We start from the raw sequence: 18,314 nt of genomic DNA on the forward strand, positions 1-18,314 counted from the left end.
TATTAAAAGCTGTACCTTGTTGGTACAGCTTGCTTTCTTTAAAATTTAAGAACCTCTTGCAGCTTGTCATGGTCAAAACCGGCAATAACTATTTCACCGATTACAAAAGTAGGAGTAGAAAAGCATTGATATTTTTGCACAAGCTCTTTTCTAGCTTTGGCATCTTTCTGAATATCCCTCAAATCCAGTTCAAATCCCTTTTCCCGTAAAAACGTCTTCGCATATTCACAAGGCGGGCAATCAGGCTGTGTATACATCGTTATTTTTTTCAAAAAAAATTGCCTCCATCTATCTGAAAATTTCGCTATCTATAATATATATATTGCCTAATCATAGCACATTTTAAGGGTCTGAGAAAAAAGATTTGCTCATTCTTCAATTTTACTTGGACAAACACTCCGCAATATTTTATTCTGTTATTATTGGCATTTACACAAAGCAAGAACGCTTGCTTTAATTTAAAGGGAAAGTGTATAGAAACATGCTAATAGTTAAACCTATAAGTAATATATGGGTTTGTTTGAAAGGAGAGAGAGCATGTCACAGCTTCAAGGCATATTAACACGTTTAAAAAATTTACAAGAACAATCAACAGGGGGAGAACCTTCCCAACGTTTTTTTGAGGTAAACGGCGAAAGAAAATGTCAAGTTACATTCCATCCTAAAACAGAAACGTATGAGTTGGAAGTATACAATGATAAAGAAAAGCCAAAAAGATATCAATTTGACAATATCGATATGATTACAATCGAAATCTTTGATCTTATTCAATAATCACTAAAAAGGAGCCGTATTCTTACGGCTCCTTTTTCTGTCATTAATCCTTGCATAATTGCTTAAATAAATTAACAGTCTAATAACAGAGTCACTCTAAAAGAAAGGAGATGGAGTTTGCATGCAGATTGCAGTAACATGCCCTGAATGTCAGCAACAGGAGTTGTTAGAGAATGTACTGACAGCCCAATCAAATCAGAATGTCATCTACACTTGTCCTAACTGTGGTTTTAATCAGCGCAATATCGAAACGAGCAAGGGTTAAATGAGCAAATGGCCGAAAACTATGGTAAGATAGTGGAGTAGAAAATAAACTATTGAGGAGTTTTCGGCTATGACCAGCATACACAACGGAGAATTTTTAGACATTACGGTGAAAGAATTAATGATTCCTTCAGAGCGTGTTGCCCATGTGCAAGTTGGTAATAATTTAGAACATGCCCTTTTAGTACTGACAAAAAGCGGCTATTCTTCCATACCGGTTTTAGATCCCTCCTACAAGCTCCATGGTTTGCTGAGTACGCCCATCATTATGGACAGCATACTCGGACTTGAGCGGATTGAATTCGAAAAGTTAGAGAGCATAAAAGTGGAAACAGTAATGAACACAGTTGTTCCTAGAGCAAATTCAAATACATCATTCAAGGATATGATGGAACTTTTAACGGATAATCCCTTCATTTGCCTGGAGGATAATGAAGGCTATTTTGATGGCATTTTGACAAGAAGGTCTGTGTTAAAAAGGCTGAATACGTTTTTGGAAATATAGAGAGTTTTTTCATGGCTTCGTTTTAAAGTGCTTCCTTAAAGTTATTCCCCCTACGTAACACATCTGTTTATTCCATCTAATTGCAATACTGCTTACCCGGCAAAAAGAACAACAGGAAAAAGAAGGGAAATATATGTCAACAATATCTGAGCTGCAACTATTAAAGGTCCTTGCCCAAGAGATGAATATGAGAAAAGCTGCAGAAAAGCTGTTTGTGTCTCAGCCTGCCCTTTCGCAGCGGCTGCAAAATATTGAGAAGGAATGGGGCGCCAAATTGTTTATCCGATCCCAAAAAGGGCTTTCTTTAACGGCAGCAGGAGAACTTGTTGCGCAGTTTGCAATAGAAACAATAAGCAAGGAAGATAGTGTAAAAGAGTCCATCCATGCGTTAAAGGGAGAAGTTCATGGAACTTTAAGTATTGCAGCCGCCAGCATTGTCGGACAGAACTGGCTGCCTGGAGTGCTGAAGGAGTTTATTAAGACATATCCCCAAGCTAAAGTATCATTGATCACTGGCTGGAGCAGCGAGATTTTAAAATCGATGACTGACGGCAGCATTCATCTTGGCATTATCCGGGGAAGTGCTGATTGGAAAGGGGCCAAAAAGCATTTGTTTGACGATCCCCTATATTTGGTTGACAGCCAAATTTCCAGTTTGGATCAGCTGATGGATACTGACAGGCCGTTTATTCAATTTAAAAGCGATTCGAGCTATTATGAGGAAATCCAGGAATGGTGGCACAGACAGTTTCCTGCGCCTCCCAAAAATACAATTTATGTCGATCAAATCGAAACATGCAAGCAATTGACCTTTAACGGAATAGGCTACAGCATACTTCCAGCCATCGCTCTTAAAGAGGCGAATCAAAACCTCTTTCAAGTGCCTTTGCTCGATGAAAAAAATCAACCGATTTTCCGAAGCACGTGGCTGATTGGCTATGAGGCGGCGTTTCAATTAAAGCAAGTGCAGGCATTTTTTGAAATTATTGAAGAGTATGTAGCTGGAGAAAAGCGGGCGATAAGAGAAGGAAATATTCACCCGCAGTGAATGGCTAAAAGGCAGGCAGAAAGATAGACTAACCGTTATTTTTGCTTGTCTTCTATGCTTTTGTTTGGTAAAGTAATGCTTAGTGTTATATATACATATTGGAGGTAACTAACAATGAAAATGATGGATGCAAATGAAATTATTTCATTTATTGCAAATAGTACAAAATCTACACCTGTAAAGGTTTATGTTAAAGGAAACTTATCTGAAGTTAACTTTGGCGAAAAAATTCAATCTTTCATCAGCGGAGATGCAGGGGTTGTATTCGGTGAGTGGTCTGATATCAATGAAGTGATTGAAGCTAACAAAGACAGCATCACTGATTTTGTAATCGAAAACGACCGCCGCAACTCAGCGATTCCTCTATTGGACATGAAAAATATTAAAGCTCGTATTGAGCCAGGCGCAATTATTCGCGACCAAGTAGAAATCGGTGATAATGCTGTTATCATGATGGGTGCTGTAATCAATATCGGCGCAAGCATCGGTGAAGGTACAATGATCGATATGGGTGCGATTCTTGGTGGACGAGCTACTGTCGGAAAAAACAGCCACGTAGGTGCAGGCGCAGTTCTTGCTGGTGTTATTGAGCCGCCATCTGCTAAGCCGGTTATCGTTGAAGACGATGTTCTTATCGGTGCAAACGCAGTTGTAGTTGAAGGTGTTACAGTTGGAAAAGGTGCTGTCGTTGCAGCAGGAGCAATCGTTCTTGAAGACGTTCCGGCAAATACATTGGTTGCAGGAGCTCCAGCACGCATCATCAAAGAAATCGATGAGAAGACAAAATCTAAAACAGAAATTATGCAAGAGCTTCGTAAACTATAATGTTAAAAAAAGCGTGGAAACTTCATTCCGCGCTTTTCCTTTTAGCCTGCAATTTATAAGCAGGAGCTATAATTTACATTAAGCTGGAGGAGAGAAATGGTGGCAAATACAGACTATGTACAAATCAGAAGAGAGCTGCACCAAATCCCTGAACTTGGGTTTCAAGAATTCAAAACACAAACATATCTGTTAAATTATATTCATGCATTACCTAGCGAGCGGATTGAAATAAAGACTTGGAAAACCGGGATATTTGTAAAGGTGAAAGGCAGAAAGTCTGCAAGACTTATCGGTTATCGTGCGGACATTGACGGTTTGCCGATTACCGAAGAGACAGGCCTTCCCTTCAGCTCTAGTCATGAGCAGGCAATGCATGCATGCGGACATGATTTTCATATGACAATTGCCCTCGGTGTATTAACAAATATAGTGGAAATTCCAATTGATGATGATATGCTGTTTATTTTCCAACCGGCAGAGGAAGGGCCCGGCGGTGCTGAACCAATGCTGAAAAGTGACATCATGCAGGAATGGATGCCTGATATGATCATGGCCCTGCATGTGGCACCAGAGTATCCTGTCGGCACCATTGCAGTGAAACCTGGTCTCTTGTTTGCCAATACTTCAGAGCTTTTCATCGATCTGAAAGGTAAAGGCGGGCATGCTGCCTATCCGCATCAGACGAATGATATGGTTGTAGCGGCTTGTTCCTTAGTAACACAGCTGCAATCAATTGTAGCAAGAAATATCGATCCTCTAGACAGTGCTGTCGTCACAATCGGTAAGATTACTGGAGGCACAGTTCAGAATGTTATCGCAGAGTCAGCGCGATTAGAAGGGACGATGCGGACGCTTTCTGCTGAATCCATGACCAAGGTTAAGGATAGAGTTAAAGCGCTCGTTAAAGGAATTGAAGCAGGGTATGAATGTGAATGTACAATCGATTTTGGAAGCGGATATTATCAAGTTTATAATGAAGAAGCAGTCACGAAAGAATTTATGGACTTTATTAGACAAAACACAACGATTGAGCTGATTGAATGCAAAGAAGCAATGACAGGTGAAGACTTCGGTTATATGCTGAAGGAAATCCCTGGGTTTATGTTTTGGCTTGGTGTCCATTCTCCATATGGTCTTCATCACAGCAAACTGAACCCAGACGAAGATGCATTGCAAACTGCTATTACTATGATTACTTCCTACTTACAGTTTAAAGGCAATAACAACTGAGCAAAAAAAATCCTCAAAGACTAAAGTGTGCATTTCAGTCTTTGAGGATTTTTAGTTTATTTACTTATTGCCGTTTTCTAAAGCTAAACTTGCCGGTGATGGCAATTTAACTCCTTTTTCCTCCAATGTTTCCTGAACTCTTTGCCGCAGTATTCTTTCGACACCCCATTGCTCATTATTAAGTGTTTTGGCAATAATGCGGATAGTCAAGCTTGTCCCAGCAAACGATTGAATACCAATAACATTCGGACCATCTGTGATTACATCACTTTCCTTACGGATAGTATCACAAACATCCTGGAGTATTTCCAAACAAGCCGGGATGTCATTGTCATTAGAAATAATAACGTCAACAAGTGCCTGCATATCTCCCCTAGAGTGGTTACTTAAAATTTTAATTTCCCTGTTAGGTATGAAATGAAGGGTGCCATCTGGAGAACGGAGCTGTGTTGTTCTTAGTCCGACTTGTTCCACAGTGCCTGAGAAGGTGCTTGTAGTAATAGAATCACCGACATCGAGCTGTTTTTCTAATAAAAGAAAAAAACCTGTGACAATATCACTGACAAGTCCTTGGGCACCAAAGCCGACGGCAAGACCAACAATACCAGCACCAGCAAGGATAGCAGTAGCATCAATCCCGAATGTTTGAAGAACAGTGACTGCCAAAATAAAAATAAGGATATAGGACAAAATATTCTTGGTTAAACTTTCTAATGTTGAAGCTCTCCCTGTTGAGATGGAATGCTTCTTCATATAAGAATCAAAAAGCTTGGATATAAATAATAAGCAGATTTTTTTGATGATAAAATAGAGACAGAATATCAGCAGCAGCTTAAGTAAAATTAATCCTGTGCTGACAAGGAGATTTGCCCAATTAAAGTTTATAAAATAATCTTGCATATCTGTAATTGTATTCATACTGCACTTCCTTTATATGTATTGCTGCCATTAAAAACTTTTTTAATGTATTCCCTAAAAAATAAATTGTAAACTTTTTGGCTGACTAATTATTCCTAAGTATTTTAACCGATTTTTGTAAAAATATTATTAATAATTATTATTAATTTATATTTAATATTATGTGTATTTGACTGGTGAAAATATAGTGTTTATAATTAGAATAATAAGATTATTCTGTTCGTCTCGTTACTAAGTATTCTCAATTAAATCAGTTTTTTTGGAGGTAATTAATAATGCCGGAACGTATGGTAGGCAAGCAAGCACCAAAATTTGAAATGGAAGCAGTATTAGCAAATAGAGAATTTGGAAAAGTTAGTCTCGAAGAAAATATGAAAAATGACAAATGGACAGTACTGTTTTTTTATCCAATGGACTTTACCTTTGTATGTCCCACTGAAATCACTGCACTTTCTGCCCGTTATGACGAGTTTGAAGATCTTGATGCAGAAGTAATTGGTGTTTCTACAGATACAATACATACTCATTTAGCGTGGATTAAAACAGATCGTAAAGAAAATGGGCTAGGGGACGTAAACTTCCCGCTGGCAGCAGATACGAATCATGTAGTATCAAGAGAATACGGCGTTCTGATTGAAGAGGAAGGGATTGCTCTGCGCGGTTTATTCATCATCAGCCCTGAAGGGGAATTGATGTATTCAGTTGTGAATCATAATAATATCGGCCGAGATGTAACTGAAACATTGCGCGTACTCCAAGCACTGCAAACAGGCGGACTTTGCCCGGCTAATTGGAAGCCTGGCCAAGCTACTCTATGATCTGGTTAAAGAATAAGAGAATATATACTTAATGGAGAACCAATTGGGGGAGAAATCAAAATGAAACTACGAGAGCAGATGCCTGAATTAACAGGTGCCACAGCATGGCTGAACAAAGAACAATCAAAAGCCGATTTGATTGGTGACAAACCAACTTTGATTCATTTTTGGTCTGTAAGCTGCTACTTATGTAAAGAAATAATGTCCCAATTCAATGCGTTTAGGGACGAATACAGTGAAAAGCTTCATTTTATCGCCGTGCACATACCAAGGGTAGAGCAGGATTTAAATATGGATACAATCAAAGCAACAGCTGAAGAATATGGCATAACACAGCCAATTTTTATAGATAATGAGCATAAACTTGCTGATGCCTTCGAAAATGAGTATGTCCCTTCCTATTATGTATTTGATCTGACCGGTGAATTGAGACATTTCCAGGCTGGCGGAAGCGGTATGAAAATGCTGGAGAAACGTGTGAATAGAGTGCTTGATGAGCCGATTAAGAAGGGTGATTAAGCAAATTTAAAAAGCATAGATTTTAATCTATGCTTTTTATTATGCAGTAAAAAAACTTTGAATCATTTTGTTTTCAAAAAATTGCTAAAAATCTTATAAAAGCAGTAGATTAATATTTCGAAAACCGTTATATTAATAGTGCAACTTTTTTTGCTCTTAAAAAATGGAGTCTGTTAGGGAAGAAGAGGGGGAGCGGTATTTGGAGACATTTCAGAAGTTAAAGTCGTATTATTTGCCGTTTAAAAAGTATTTTATGGTTTCGATTTGTTTTTTAATTGTGGTGACTGGCATTACCGTTGTGTATCCGATTATTTTGCAGATCACCATCGATGAAGTCGTATTGCAAGGCAAGTATGATTGGATACCGTATTTGTCAATCGGATTTATCGGGGTGATGATTATTAAAGGAATTGCAACATATATTTACCAGTACACAGGTGATATGTTCGGTATCAGCTCTGTGTACTTATTGCGGAATGGGTTATACAAAAAGCTGCAGTATTTGCCTTTTTCCTATTATGATAATGCAAAAACTGGTGATCTGATGTCGAGGCTGACAGCAGATGTAGAAGGATTCCGCTTTTTCTTATCAGCAGGCTTCTCTGAGCTGATCCGTTTTATCTTGTTAATCGCAGTAAGCTTTACTGTAATGCTGAATTACTCTGTATCTTTAACGTTTGTAACTTTGGTAACGCTTCCGTTTTTAGCTGTAGTTACATACAAGTTCGATAAAGCAGTTCATCCTGCGTTTAGAGGAATCAGGAAATCCTTCGGTGTCCTCAATACAAAGGTGCAGGAAAACATCAGCGGCATTAATACAGTGAAATCACTTTCCAGAGAGGATTTTGAGGTCGGAAAGTTTAATAGAGCAAACGGTGACTATAAAGATCAATATTTATTCACTTCAAGTATTTGGTCAAAATACTTCCCATTAATGGAGTTTCTGGGAAATGCCAGCATTGTCCTGCTTATTTCTTACGGCGGATATTTAGTTATTGAAAACAAGCTGCAGCCAGGTGAACTTGTGGCATTTTACAGTCTGCTTGGGTATATTATGTGGCCAATTATGAACTTGGGATTTGTTGTTAATCAGTTTTCCCAGGCAAAGGCCTCTGGTGAAAGACTTTTAGAAATTTTGGAAAAGGACTTTATTATCGAAGATAAACAGGATGCTAAATATGCACAAAAGCTGGTTGGGGAAGTGGAATTCCGCAATGTCAGCCTTAAGTATGCAACAAAAGAAGGTTTTGCTCTACAGGACATCAGCTTTTATGCACAACCTGGCAAAACAATCGGCCTGATCGGCGGAACAGGCTCCGGCAAAACAAGCATTACCCAGCTGCTGACAAGATTTTATGAAGCAACAGAAGGCGTTGTTCTTGTTGACGGGCATCATGTGGAAGAGTATGAGATTGAGTCGCTTCGGGGCAATATCGGATTAGTGTCACAAGAATCGTTTTTATTCTCCTCTTCTATTAAGAGCAATATTGCATATGGCAAACCGGAAAGTACAATGGAGGAGATTATCCATGCTGCTAAACGGGCTCAAGCACATGATTTTATTATGGAGCTGCCAGACGGCTATAATACAATGCTTGGGGAGCGCGGTTTAGGACTGTCTGGAGGGCAAAAACAGCGTATCGCTATTGCGAGGGCTATTTGTATTAACCCTAGTATTCTTATTTTAGATGATGCAACAAGCGCAGTTGATATGCAGACGGAATTTACTATTCAGAAGGAACTGAAAGAAGTAATGGACAATAAAACGACCTTTATTATTGCCCATCGGATTTCGTCTATTAAGCATGCTGATGAAATAATCGTGCTTGATGAAGGGCGGATTGTAGAAAGGGGCTGTCATGAGGAGCTAATTACCCAAAATGGGCAGTATCGAAGAATATATGATATTCAATTCCAAGATAAAAAAAAGATAATAAATGCTTAGGGAAGCAAGGGGGTAAGAAACTTTGAGTAAACAGAAAACGGAAAATAAAGATACCCTAATTTTAAACAGGTTTGAATATACGACAGAAGAAGTAATTGAAAAGCCGTTTAACTGGAAGCAAATGTGGCGCTTGCTGAGCTATATGAAACCATATCAAAAAAATCTATTGCCGTTGTCCATTATCACTGTTTTGATAACAACAGCTGTAAGGCTGATAATTCCAATCCTGATTGGTGTTTATGTCCTCGATCAAGCTATCACAAATAAGGATGGCAGCCAGTTGACAACATTTGTACTGCTAATCGGAGCGATGTATGCCGTTTCCTATGCAGCCAATTTCTATCGAATCAAATGGATGAACGAATTAGGTCAAAAGGTAATCTATGATTTGCGAAAAGGCCTATTTACACATGTGCAAAAGCTGTCACACCGGTTTTTTGATGAGCGGTCTGCCGGTTCTATACTTGTTAGAATATTAAATGATATTAATTCCCTACAAGAGCTATTTACAAATGGTGTTATCAACCTATTAATGGATATCATCTTACTGATTGGAATTTTTGTAATCCTGCTAACATTAAGTCCAGAATTGGCTTTAGCTGTATTAGTGGTCATTCCTGTCATGTTCTTTATCTCTACAGCGTTAAGACGGAAAATCAGGAAATCATGGCAAATTGTTCGGCTTAAACAATCTAAGCTGAACTCGCATTTAAACGAGAGCATTCAAGGAATTAGGGTTACCCAAGCTTCTACTCAAGAAAAGCCAAATATGATGTTCTTCGATGGCTTGAACAATGAAAACTTTGAGAGCTGGAAAGATGCTTCTAAGCAGAATGCTATGTTCCGTCCGTTTGTGGAAATTACCAATGCCATTGGTACAGCAGTACTCATCTGGTATGGAGCCTATTTAATCCAGCACGGAATGACAATAGGTGTTTTTGTTTCCTTTGCGTTTTATTTAGGAATGTTCTGGGAGCCAATATCCCGACTAGGCATGGTATATAACCAGCTTTTAATGGGAATGGCTTCCTCGGAGCGGATATTTGAATTTTTGGATGAGAAGCCAAATGTTTCAGAGGCGGACGATCCTGTCACCCTTCCAGAAATGAAGGGGCAAGTTTGCTTTAAAGAGGTGGAGTTTGCTTATACAAGTAATCGCAAAGCTTTAAATGGAATTAATTTGACCATTCAAGCTGGTCAGACAGTTGCTCTTGTTGGCCATACAGGTTCTGGAAAAACCACTATTGCCAATTTAATCAGCCGCTTTTACGATCCGACAAAGGGAGAAATTTTCGTAGATGGTATCGAAATAAAAGACATCTCACTGAAATCGTTACGAAGTCAGATCAGCATTGTGCTGCAAGACACGTTCATCTTCTCAGGAACCATTATGGAAAATATTCGCTTCGGCCGACCTGATGCAACAGATGAGGAAGTGATTTCTGCGGCGAAGGCAATCGGAGCTCATTCATTTATAGAGGCATTGCCTAAAAAGTATGAAACAGAAGTAGAAGAACGAGGGAATATCTTATCTGTCGGCCAAAGGCAGCTTTTATCCTTTTCAAGAGCACTTTTGGCAAATCCACGCATATTAATTTTAGACGAAGCGACAGCAAGCATTGATACAGAAACGGAAGTCAAAATCCAAGAAGCATTAAAGACCCTACTAAAGGGAAGGACTGCCATCATGATAGCACATAGACTTTCTACGATTCGAGATGCGGATAAAATAGTTGTTCTTGACCACGGCAGCATAATGGAAGAAGGCTCACATGAACAATTGATGGAACAAAACGGTATATATTATCATCTCGTAGAAGCGCAATTTAAGATGTTAAATGCAGTATAGATTTTAAAACGAAAATGGTATTCCTTTTAGTGACAGTATGGGTATAGCTGGTAAAATAGTAGCTGTTCCTTTATTATTATAGAATAAGGTACTAAAACTGGAGGAAATACAGTGAAAAAGGAATTTGCAGTAATCGGACTTGGCCGCTTTGGCGGAAGCATATGTAAAGAATTAATGGAGCTTGGTATGGAAGTGATGGTCATTGACAAAAATGAGGAACGTGTCAATGAGTATGCTAATATTGTGTCACATGCAGTTGTCGGCAACTCTGTAGATGAAAATGTACTGAAAAGCCTAGGCATTCGAAATTTCGAGCATGTGATTGTGGCGATTGGCGACGATATCCAGGCGAGCATTTTGACGACGCTTATCTTAAAGGAGATGGGTGTCAATAACATTACCGTAAAAGCCCAAAATGATTATCATGAAAAAGTGCTAAAGAAAATTGGCGCAGATTCAATTATTCATCCAGAGCGGGATATGGGGAAAAGAATTGCCCATAATATCGTTTCTAATAATGTCCTCGATTATCTCGAGCTGTCTGACGAACATAGTATTGTCGAAATCAAATCAAGCAGCCGTTTGGCGGGACATACAATGGTTGATCTTGATATCCGTGCCCGCTACGGTATTACAATTGTAGCTATCAAGCGAGAAAATGATATCATTGTTTCTCCGCAAGCGAATGAACCGATAAAAGAGGATGATGTTCTCATCGTAATTGGGGCCGATTCTGATATTAACCGGTTTGAGAAAAAAGTAATGTCCTAAATAAAGAAAAGAGGTCAGCGATTAAGCTGGCCTCTTTTTATTAAACTTCCATAATGATAGGAAGTATCATTGGTCTTCTTTTTGTTTTTTCGTATAAGAATGGAGATAGGGTATCAATAATCTCGTTTTTAATTTCAGACCATTGCGTTGTTTTACGCTCCATTACTTTGTTTAAATGCTTGTTAATCAATGATTGCGCATCGTTGATTAAGTCGCCAGATTCTCGCATGTATACAAAACCTCTGGAAATAAGGTCAGGTCCAGCGGAAATCTTGAAGTCCTTCATATTAATGCTCACTACGACAACAACAAGGCCTTCCTCTGAAAGAATGCGGCGGTCGCGCAAGACGATATTGCCGATATCCCCGATGCCGCTTCCATCAATGTAAACAGAACCGGACGGAATTTTCCCTGCTACCTGTGCTGTATCGCTTGAAAGAGCAAGCACTTCACCATTATCCATGATAAAGCAGTTTTCTTCTTCCACACCGCAGTCAATTGCTGTTTGTGTGTGGATTTTTTGCATTCTGAATTCTCCGTGAATAGGCATGAAGAATTTAGGTTTAATTAATCGCAGCATAAGCTTTTGCTCTTGCTGTCCACCGTGACCTGATGTATGAATATTGTTTAAAGGTCCGTGGATAACTTCGGCACCAGCGCGGTAAAGCTGATTAATTGTTTTATTGACACTTAATGTATTCCCAGGAATCGGGGAAGATGAAAAGACAACTGTATCTCCAGGTATGATCTGGATTTGGCGATGTGTGCCGTTGGCAATTCTAGACATCGCTGCCATCGGTTCTCCCTGGCTTCCTGTACATAGAATCGTTACTTGATTTGCAGGTAAACGATTGATATGGTGCGGTTCAATAAACGTTTCTTTCGGAGCTTTAATAAACCCAAGCTCAAGACCAATATTGATTGCAGCTTCCATGCTACGTCCAAACACGGCAACTTTACGGCCAAATTCTACTGCTGCATCTGTAACTTGCTGCAGTCTGTAGATATTTGAAGCGAAAGTCGCGAAAATCAAACGTCCGTCTGCTCTGCGGAAAATATCTTGAATGCTTTCGCCGACTTTTCTTTCAGACATAGTGAAATTCGGCACTTCACTGTTTGTGCTGTCAGATAGTAGGCAAAGCACGCCTTCTTTTCCAATTTCAGCCATTTTTGTTAAGTTCGCAGGTTCGCCGACAGGAGTAAAGTCAAATTTAAAGTCTCCTGTATGAACGATTTGCCCTGGCGGTGTCTTAACGACAATCCCGTAAGAATCAGGGATGCTGTGTGTTGTCTTAAAGAAGGAAACAGATGTTTTTCTAAACTTAATCACATCATCTTCTTTAATTTCATGCATAGTTGTTTGTCTTAATAATCCATGCTCTTCAAGCTTATTGCGAACAAGAGCAAGAGCAAGCTTTCCGCCATAAAGAGGAATATTTACTTGTCTAAGCAAGTAAGGAATACCGCCAATATGGTCCTCGTGACCATGTGTAATGAATAATCCTTTAATTTTATCTGCGTTTTTCACAAGGAAACTATAATCAGGAATTACATAATCGATACCGAGGAGCTCGTCCTCAGGAAACTTAATTCCAGCATCAATAAGTATAATTTCATCTTGGAATTGCACACCGTATGTGTTTTTACCGATTTCCCCTAGTCCACCTAGAGCAAATACAGCTGTTTGATCGTTTTTAACAAATTTCATTATTCAATCTCCAATACTGTAAAATCTTCATTTTGTTTTTCATAGTCTAGGTAAGCTCCATCTACTGGGCGTACAAATTCAATATTGTAAGGTTTTTCAGCTAGTTTAGTACGGACATCTCTTTCTGATATACCTTCAACGTAAATTGTTTTTGTTTTTTCTCTTACTGGTACCTCTGTTTTTAATTCTTGGAAGTAAACTTTATAAACCATTTGAATCGCTCCTTAAAAAAATATTATCTAATTTTTATTATATAAAAGATTAACATGTTTTTCATGTTTTTCTATATAGAAATCGCTTTAATGTAAAGATATGTAAATTTGTAGGTTTCAATCTTTCCTGAAATCCTGCTTATTTTAGAACAATGATAATCGTATCATAGCATTATTTTCCCATAAATAATATAGATGAAACAGATGTTCACAAGCAAGTCCATGAAAAAAATAAAAGGCCCAACCCTCTGATAAGTGTACATGCATATAAAGGGCCATTCGACAGCCGTGCTTTATATACGTGTTGGCAAAATGAGGTCAGACCCTAATGGAACAATCGGTTAGTTTTTAAGCAATTGTTTTTTTACGCAACAAATCTTTCCACTGTCTACGAAGCTTTTGACGAAGCTTTTTTAACATAGTGGATCATCTCCTTACTTCCTATTTTAAACCATTCTTGTACAAAGTAAAGCCTTGCTTCTTAGTATATGGTGTATTTTGTCCTGAAAAGAGAAAATTATGTCTATAGTGGAGAATATTATAGGAGGAAAATTAGTAATGACTCTATATTGTTAGTATATGTAACACTAGTTAAATCTTTTATGTCAGGAGAGGTTTTTTTGAAAATGGGCGACAGAAGGCACTGCCTAATAGCAGCGCCTTAACCCATTATCTATCAATTGGAATCGCGTTTTCAACCGGTGTATACGGAGCTTCTAAATTGATATGGTCATAGAACATTACACCGTTCAAATGGTCAATTTCGTGCTGGAAGACGATAGCAATAAGTCCCTTAAGACGCAGCTTTATCTCCTTATTATCAAGGTCGACTCCCTTAACAGTGACTCTAGCATAACGCGGCACGAAACCAGGGATGGTCTCATCCACAGACAAACAGCCTTCGCCGCCAGTTAAATAAGACTTTTCAACAGAATGACTGATTATTTTAGGATTAAACAAGCAATAGCTGTAAAGTTTGCCATCCTCATCTTTAGCATGAACGGCAATCATGCGTTTTGGAACATTAATCTGTGGTGCTGCAAGGCCCACACCGCCCCTTAAGCCATACTTTTCAGCTTTTTCAGGGTCTTGGCTATTTATTAAATACTCCATCATGCTTTGTAAAATCTGTTTGTCTTCCTCGCTGGCAGGCAGAGAAACTTCTTCTGCTACATTTCTTAATGTCGGATGACCGTCACGAATGATATCCTTCATCGTTATCATACTGATCACGTCCTTTTGCATACATAAAATGATAAATACGAATATAAGTCTAACAGACAAATGCTAAAAAGTTAATCTTTTGGAATTCATCCAAAATTATATGAAAAATAAAATACTAGAATAAGTAATATAAAAGAAGAGAACGGAATAGCTTTTAATAGAAGATTACTATTTGGGTTTTCGTAAAGGTATTTGCCCTTATGTTTCACAAATGGCAGAATAGAGTGGTTATATCATAAAACCATACAGCATTATATTTATACTTAATAGCAAATGAAACGAGAGTGGGGAGGATATAATTGAAAAAAGCGAAAAGACTGGCAGCAGCAGCACTTATGATTGTCATTATTACCAGCTTGTCCGCTTGCAAGGGCTTCGAATCTTCTGGTGAAAAAATGCATGGCAAGCTGGAAAAGGTAGTAGAGCTAGAGAAAGAGTTTGAGGATCAGCAAGATCCGCTAGTAAAACTAGAAAAGAGTGAACAAGAGATTTACGCCAACATCATCTCGTTAGGGCTCGAAAAAATGGATGAAATAAAAAGTCTCTCAGATGAGGCACTTGCCTCAGTAGCCAAACGGGAAGAATATATGAATAAAGAGGAAGAAAGCATCCAGAAATCAAAGGAAGCTTTTAAGAAGGTTAAACCAATTATTGAAGATATGGATGAAGATGAAAAAGACCTTAAAGCAAAAGCAGAGGAGTTATACAATGTCATGATAGACAGGTATGAAGTGCATGACCAATTGTATGCAAATTACACTACCGGCTTAAAGTATGATAAAGAGCTGTATGAAATGTTTAAAGACAAAGATGTAAAAATAGATGCGCTTGAAGAGCAGATTAATAAAATTAATGAAGTATATCAAAAAGTGCTTGCCAATAATGAAGAGTTTAATAAATTGACGAAGCAATACAATGAACAGAAGCTCGATTTTTATAAAAAAGCGGGAGTCGAAATTAAAGTAGAAGAAACACAAAATAAATAGACTAAAGTAAGCGTCTTAAGAGATTGGATGCCAGATAGGTATTGGATGTATATTCATTTACTTATCTGGGCATTCATTACACTAGGGCGCTTTTTGTTTTACATAGGCGTTTTTTAGGATGTTTTCGACAAAATGGCGAGCTGGAAAAAAATGTTGATATTATAATACAGATTCGGATAGTGTTATTTTTATAGTACAGATATATAACAGCTGATAATACAGTTTAAATAAATTTTTTTTAGCAAAATAAAAAAATACACAAAAAACATAGTACTTTAAGATTGACGGATAATATTTATGTATATTAAACTTATACATGTATTAAAAAGTTGTATTAATATATTTTATTGTACTTATTGATACAGAACATACGGATACCGAATTATTTATAAAGACGTTTTTTCTAGCGGATTTTGTGGAAAACTGCATAAGTATGGTTTTTTTTAAGTTGAAAAACAATGTGGAGGATAAACTAGAAAGCGCTGTCTAACTAGGTTACCACATTTTCATTACCATGAAACAACGAAAAGAAAATGCGTTAGATTTTTTTTGATGCGTCTTTTTAAAAAGAAAGGAAAGGGTGGCTTAAATGGCTTCTAAAACGAAGAAGGCTCAATTAGATGTGCAAGCACAGCTTGAACAAGTAGAAAACCAATTTCAAACACTTCAGATTCTAAATGAAGAGGGCGAAGTGGTAAATGAATCTGCAATGCCTGATTTAAGTGATGAGCAATTACAAGAATTGATGACTCGCATGGTGTACACTCGTATTCTTGACCAACGCTCAATTTCTTTAAACAGACAAGGTCGTCTAGGTTTCTATGCACCGACTGCAGGTCAAGAAGCTTCTCAATTAGCTTCTCAATTTGCATTGGAGAAAGAAGATTTTATTCTTCCAGGATATCGTGATGTTCCTCAGTTAATCTGGCACGGACTTCCTTTATACCAAGCATTCTTATTCTCTCGTGGACATTTCAAAGGTAACCAAATGCCTGAAGGTGTTAACGTAATTTCACCGCAAATCATCATCGGTGCACAATACATCCAAACTGCTGGTGTAGCACTAGGTATGAAAAAACGCGGAGCGAAATCAGTAGCTATCACATACACAGGTGACGGCGGTGCTTCACAAGGTGACTTCTATGAAGGTATTAACTTTGCTGGTGCCTTCAAAGCTCCTGCTATCTTTATCGTACAAAACAACCGTTTCGCAATCTCTACTCCAGTTGAAAAACAATCTGCTGCAAAAACGATTGCACAAAAAGCAGTTGCTGCTGGTATCCCAGGTATCCAAGTAGACGGAATGGATCCATTGGCTGTTTATGCAGCTGTTAAAGATGCTCGTGAAAGAGCTGTTAATGGTGAAGGTCCAACATTGATCGAAACACTTACTTATAGATATGGTCCACATACAATGGCTGGAGATGACCCAACTCGCTACCGTACATCAGATCTTGATAGCGAATGGGAAAAGAAAGATCCATTGGTTCGCTTCCGTAAATTCCTAGAAAACAAAGGAATCTGGAACGAAGAAAAAGAAAACGAAGTAATCGCTCGTGCTAAAGACGAAATTAAAGAAGCAATCAAACTTGCTGATGCTGAACCACAGCAAAAAGTAACTGACTTGATCAACAACATGTTTGAAGAGCTTCCAAATAACTTGAAAGAACAATATGAAATCTATGCAGCAAAGGAGTCGAAATAAGCCATGGCGCAAATGACAATGATTCAAGCAATCACTGATGCGTTACGCACAGAATTACGTAATGACCCGAACGTTTTAGTATTCGGTGAAGACGTAGGTGTTAACGGCGGTGTATTCCGTGCAACGGAAGGACTTCAAAAAGAATTCGGCGAAGATCGTGTATTCGATACTCCGCTAGCTGAATCCGGTATTGGTGGTTTGGCTGTAGGTCTTGGTCTTCAAGGCTTCCGTCCAGTTCCTGAAATCCAATTCTTCGGTTTCGTATATGAAGTAATGGACAGCATCAACGGTCAAATGGCTCGTATGCGTTACCGTTCAGGCGGACGTTACAATTCACCTGTTACTATCCGTTCTCCATTTGGCGGTGGTGTTCATACTCCTGAGCTTCACTCAGACAGCTTAGAAGCACTTGTAACAACTCAACCTGGTTTGAAAGTTGTTGTTCCATCAACACCTTACGATGCAAAAGGTCTATTGATTGCTGCGATCAGAGACAATGATCCAGTTGTTTTCCTTGAGCATTTGAAATTATACCGTTCATTCCGTGAAGAGGTACCTGAAGAAGCGTACACAATCGAAATCGGTAAAGCAGACGTTAAACGTGAAGGTAAAGACCTATCATTGATCGCTTACGGTGCAATGGTTCACGAATCACTTAAAGCTGCTGAAGAACTAGAAAAAGAAGGATACTCTGTAGAAGTTGTTGACTTGCGTACAATCAGCCCATTGGATGTTGATACAATCGTTGCTTCTGTTGAAAAAACAGGAAGAGCTGTTGTAGTTCAAGAGGCGCAAAGACAAGCAGGTATCGCTGCACATGTTATCGCAGAAATCAACGAGCGCGCTATCCTTAGCCTAGAAGCTCCAGTATTGCGTGTAGCTGCTCCTGATACTGTTTATGCATTTACACAAGCTGAGAACATTTGGCTTCCAAATTACAAAGATATCATTGAAACAGCTAAAAAAGTCCTTACTTTCTAATAAAGTAGTTATTAGTCAGGGATAATAAGAAG

At 38.5% G+C, this 18,314-nt stretch carries 19 protein-coding genes; 14 read left to right on the top strand and 5 right to left on the bottom strand.

All coding sequences use genetic code 11. The annotated features are described in order from the left end of the window. Positions 1–38: 38 nt before the first annotated feature. Positions 39–272: a glutaredoxin family protein gene (locus MKX82_RS06400; protein WP_251644613.1), complete on the bottom strand. Its 234-nt coding sequence runs from the start codon at positions 270–272 to the stop codon at positions 39–41. Positions 273–537: 265 nt separating this feature from the next. Here MKX82_RS06400 and MKX82_RS06405 point away from each other — a divergent pair, with 265 nt between their 5' ends. The 6 genes from MKX82_RS06405 to MKX82_RS06430 all read left to right on the top strand — a co-directional run bounded on the left by MKX82_RS06405 (position 538) and on the right by MKX82_RS06430 (position 4,646). After that, positions 538–774, top strand: a complete 237-nt coding sequence (locus MKX82_RS06405; protein ID WP_127734982.1) for a YkuJ family protein — start codon at positions 538–540, stop codon at positions 772–774. A gap of 121 nt (positions 775–895) precedes the next feature. Next, complete coding sequence (locus MKX82_RS06410; protein WP_233314612.1) at positions 896–1,039, top strand: hypothetical protein; 144 nt, start codon at positions 896–898, stop codon at positions 1,037–1,039. Positions 1,040–1,108: 69 nt separating this feature from the next. Further along, entirely contained in the window at positions 1,109–1,543 is a 435-nt protein-coding gene (cbpB, locus tag MKX82_RS06415; RefSeq protein WP_233314611.1) for a cyclic-di-AMP-binding protein CbpB, read from the top strand. 133 nt (positions 1,544–1,676) lie between these two features. Next, positions 1,677–2,591 carry a LysR family transcriptional regulator gene (locus tag MKX82_RS06420; RefSeq protein WP_233314610.1) on the top strand — a complete coding sequence of 305 codons (915 nt, stop codon included), beginning with the start codon at positions 1,677–1,679 and terminating at the stop codon, positions 2,589–2,591. A 114-nt stretch (positions 2,592–2,705) separates the two neighbouring features. Continuing rightward, positions 2,706–3,416: a 2,3,4,5-tetrahydropyridine-2,6-dicarboxylate N-acetyltransferase gene (gene dapD, locus MKX82_RS06425; protein ID WP_341075835.1), complete on the top strand. Its 711-nt coding sequence runs from the start codon at positions 2,706–2,708 to the stop codon at positions 3,414–3,416. Positions 3,417–3,512: 96 nt separating this feature from the next. Continuing rightward, a complete protein-coding gene (locus MKX82_RS06430; RefSeq protein ID WP_245399849.1) occupies positions 3,513–4,646 on the top strand; it encodes an N-acetyldiaminopimelate deacetylase in 1,134 nt (377 codons plus the stop codon). Between the two features lie 60 nt (positions 4,647–4,706). Here the strand turns inward: MKX82_RS06430 and MKX82_RS06435 are convergent, their stop codons facing one another. After that, positions 4,707–5,564: a mechanosensitive ion channel family protein gene (locus MKX82_RS06435; protein ID WP_251644612.1), complete on the bottom strand. Its 858-nt coding sequence runs from the start codon at positions 5,562–5,564 to the stop codon at positions 4,707–4,709. 275 nt (positions 5,565–5,839) lie between these two features. Here MKX82_RS06435 and MKX82_RS06440 point away from each other — a divergent pair, with 275 nt between their 5' ends. The 5 genes from MKX82_RS06440 (at position 5,840) to MKX82_RS06460 (ending at position 11,466) form a co-directional block, all read left to right on the top strand. After that, a complete protein-coding gene (locus tag MKX82_RS06440) occupies positions 5,840–6,382 on the top strand; it encodes a peroxiredoxin (RefSeq protein WP_237941155.1) in 543 nt (180 codons plus the stop codon). Between the two features lie 60 nt (positions 6,383–6,442). After that, complete coding sequence (locus MKX82_RS06445; RefSeq protein WP_233314604.1) at positions 6,443–6,901, top strand: TlpA family protein disulfide reductase; 459 nt, start codon at positions 6,443–6,445, stop codon at positions 6,899–6,901. Positions 6,902–7,100: 199 nt separating this feature from the next. After that, complete coding sequence (locus tag MKX82_RS06450) at positions 7,101–8,846, top strand: ABC transporter ATP-binding protein (RefSeq protein ID WP_237941156.1); 1,746 nt, start codon at positions 7,101–7,103, stop codon at positions 8,844–8,846. Between the two features lie 22 nt (positions 8,847–8,868). Next, positions 8,869–10,695 carry an ABC transporter ATP-binding protein gene (locus MKX82_RS06455; protein ID WP_233314601.1) on the top strand — a complete coding sequence of 609 codons (1,827 nt, stop codon included), beginning with the start codon at positions 8,869–8,871 and terminating at the stop codon, positions 10,693–10,695. 111 nt (positions 10,696–10,806) lie between these two features. After that, entirely contained in the window at positions 10,807–11,466 is a 660-nt protein-coding gene (locus MKX82_RS06460) for a potassium channel family protein (RefSeq protein ID WP_233314599.1), read from the top strand. A 40-nt stretch (positions 11,467–11,506) separates the two neighbouring features. Here MKX82_RS06460 and rnjA read toward each other — a convergent pair whose 3' ends face one another. From rnjA to def, 3 genes are all read right to left on the bottom strand, one after another. Beyond that, positions 11,507–13,174, bottom strand: a complete 1,668-nt coding sequence (rnjA, locus tag MKX82_RS06465) for a ribonuclease J1 (RefSeq protein WP_233314598.1) — start codon at positions 13,172–13,174, stop codon at positions 11,507–11,509. Next, the gene (locus MKX82_RS06470) at positions 13,174–13,386 is read right to left on the bottom strand and encodes a DNA-dependent RNA polymerase subunit epsilon (RefSeq protein WP_233314596.1); all 213 of its coding nucleotides are present in this window, start codon (positions 13,384–13,386) and stop codon (positions 13,174–13,176) included. The genes rnjA and MKX82_RS06470 overlap by 1 nt, the downstream gene beginning before the upstream one ends. Before the next feature lie 669 nt (positions 13,387–14,055). Then, a complete protein-coding gene (def, locus tag MKX82_RS06475; protein ID WP_251644610.1) occupies positions 14,056–14,610 on the bottom strand; it encodes a peptide deformylase in 555 nt (184 codons plus the stop codon). A 299-nt stretch (positions 14,611–14,909) separates the two neighbouring features. Between def and MKX82_RS06480 the strand changes: the two genes are divergently transcribed. From MKX82_RS06480 to MKX82_RS06490, 3 genes are all read left to right on the top strand, one after another. Beyond that, complete coding sequence (locus tag MKX82_RS06480; RefSeq protein ID WP_237941157.1) at positions 14,910–15,596, top strand: YkyA family protein; 687 nt, start codon at positions 14,910–14,912, stop codon at positions 15,594–15,596. Between the two features lie 589 nt (positions 15,597–16,185). Continuing rightward, positions 16,186–17,301, top strand: coding sequence for a pyruvate dehydrogenase (acetyl-transferring) E1 component subunit alpha (gene pdhA / locus MKX82_RS06485; protein WP_233314593.1), 1,116 nt, complete (start codon positions 16,186–16,188; stop codon positions 17,299–17,301). 3 nt (positions 17,302–17,304) lie between these two features. Then, positions 17,305–18,282, top strand: coding sequence for an alpha-ketoacid dehydrogenase subunit beta (locus tag MKX82_RS06490; RefSeq protein ID WP_233314591.1), 978 nt, complete (start codon positions 17,305–17,307; stop codon positions 18,280–18,282). Positions 18,283–18,314 lie beyond the last annotated feature (32 nt).

It is taken from the genome of Niallia sp. FSL R7-0271, from assembly GCF_038005785.1.
In the GTDB taxonomy this organism is placed as follows: Bacteria; Bacillota; Bacilli; order Bacillales; family Cytobacillaceae; genus Niallia.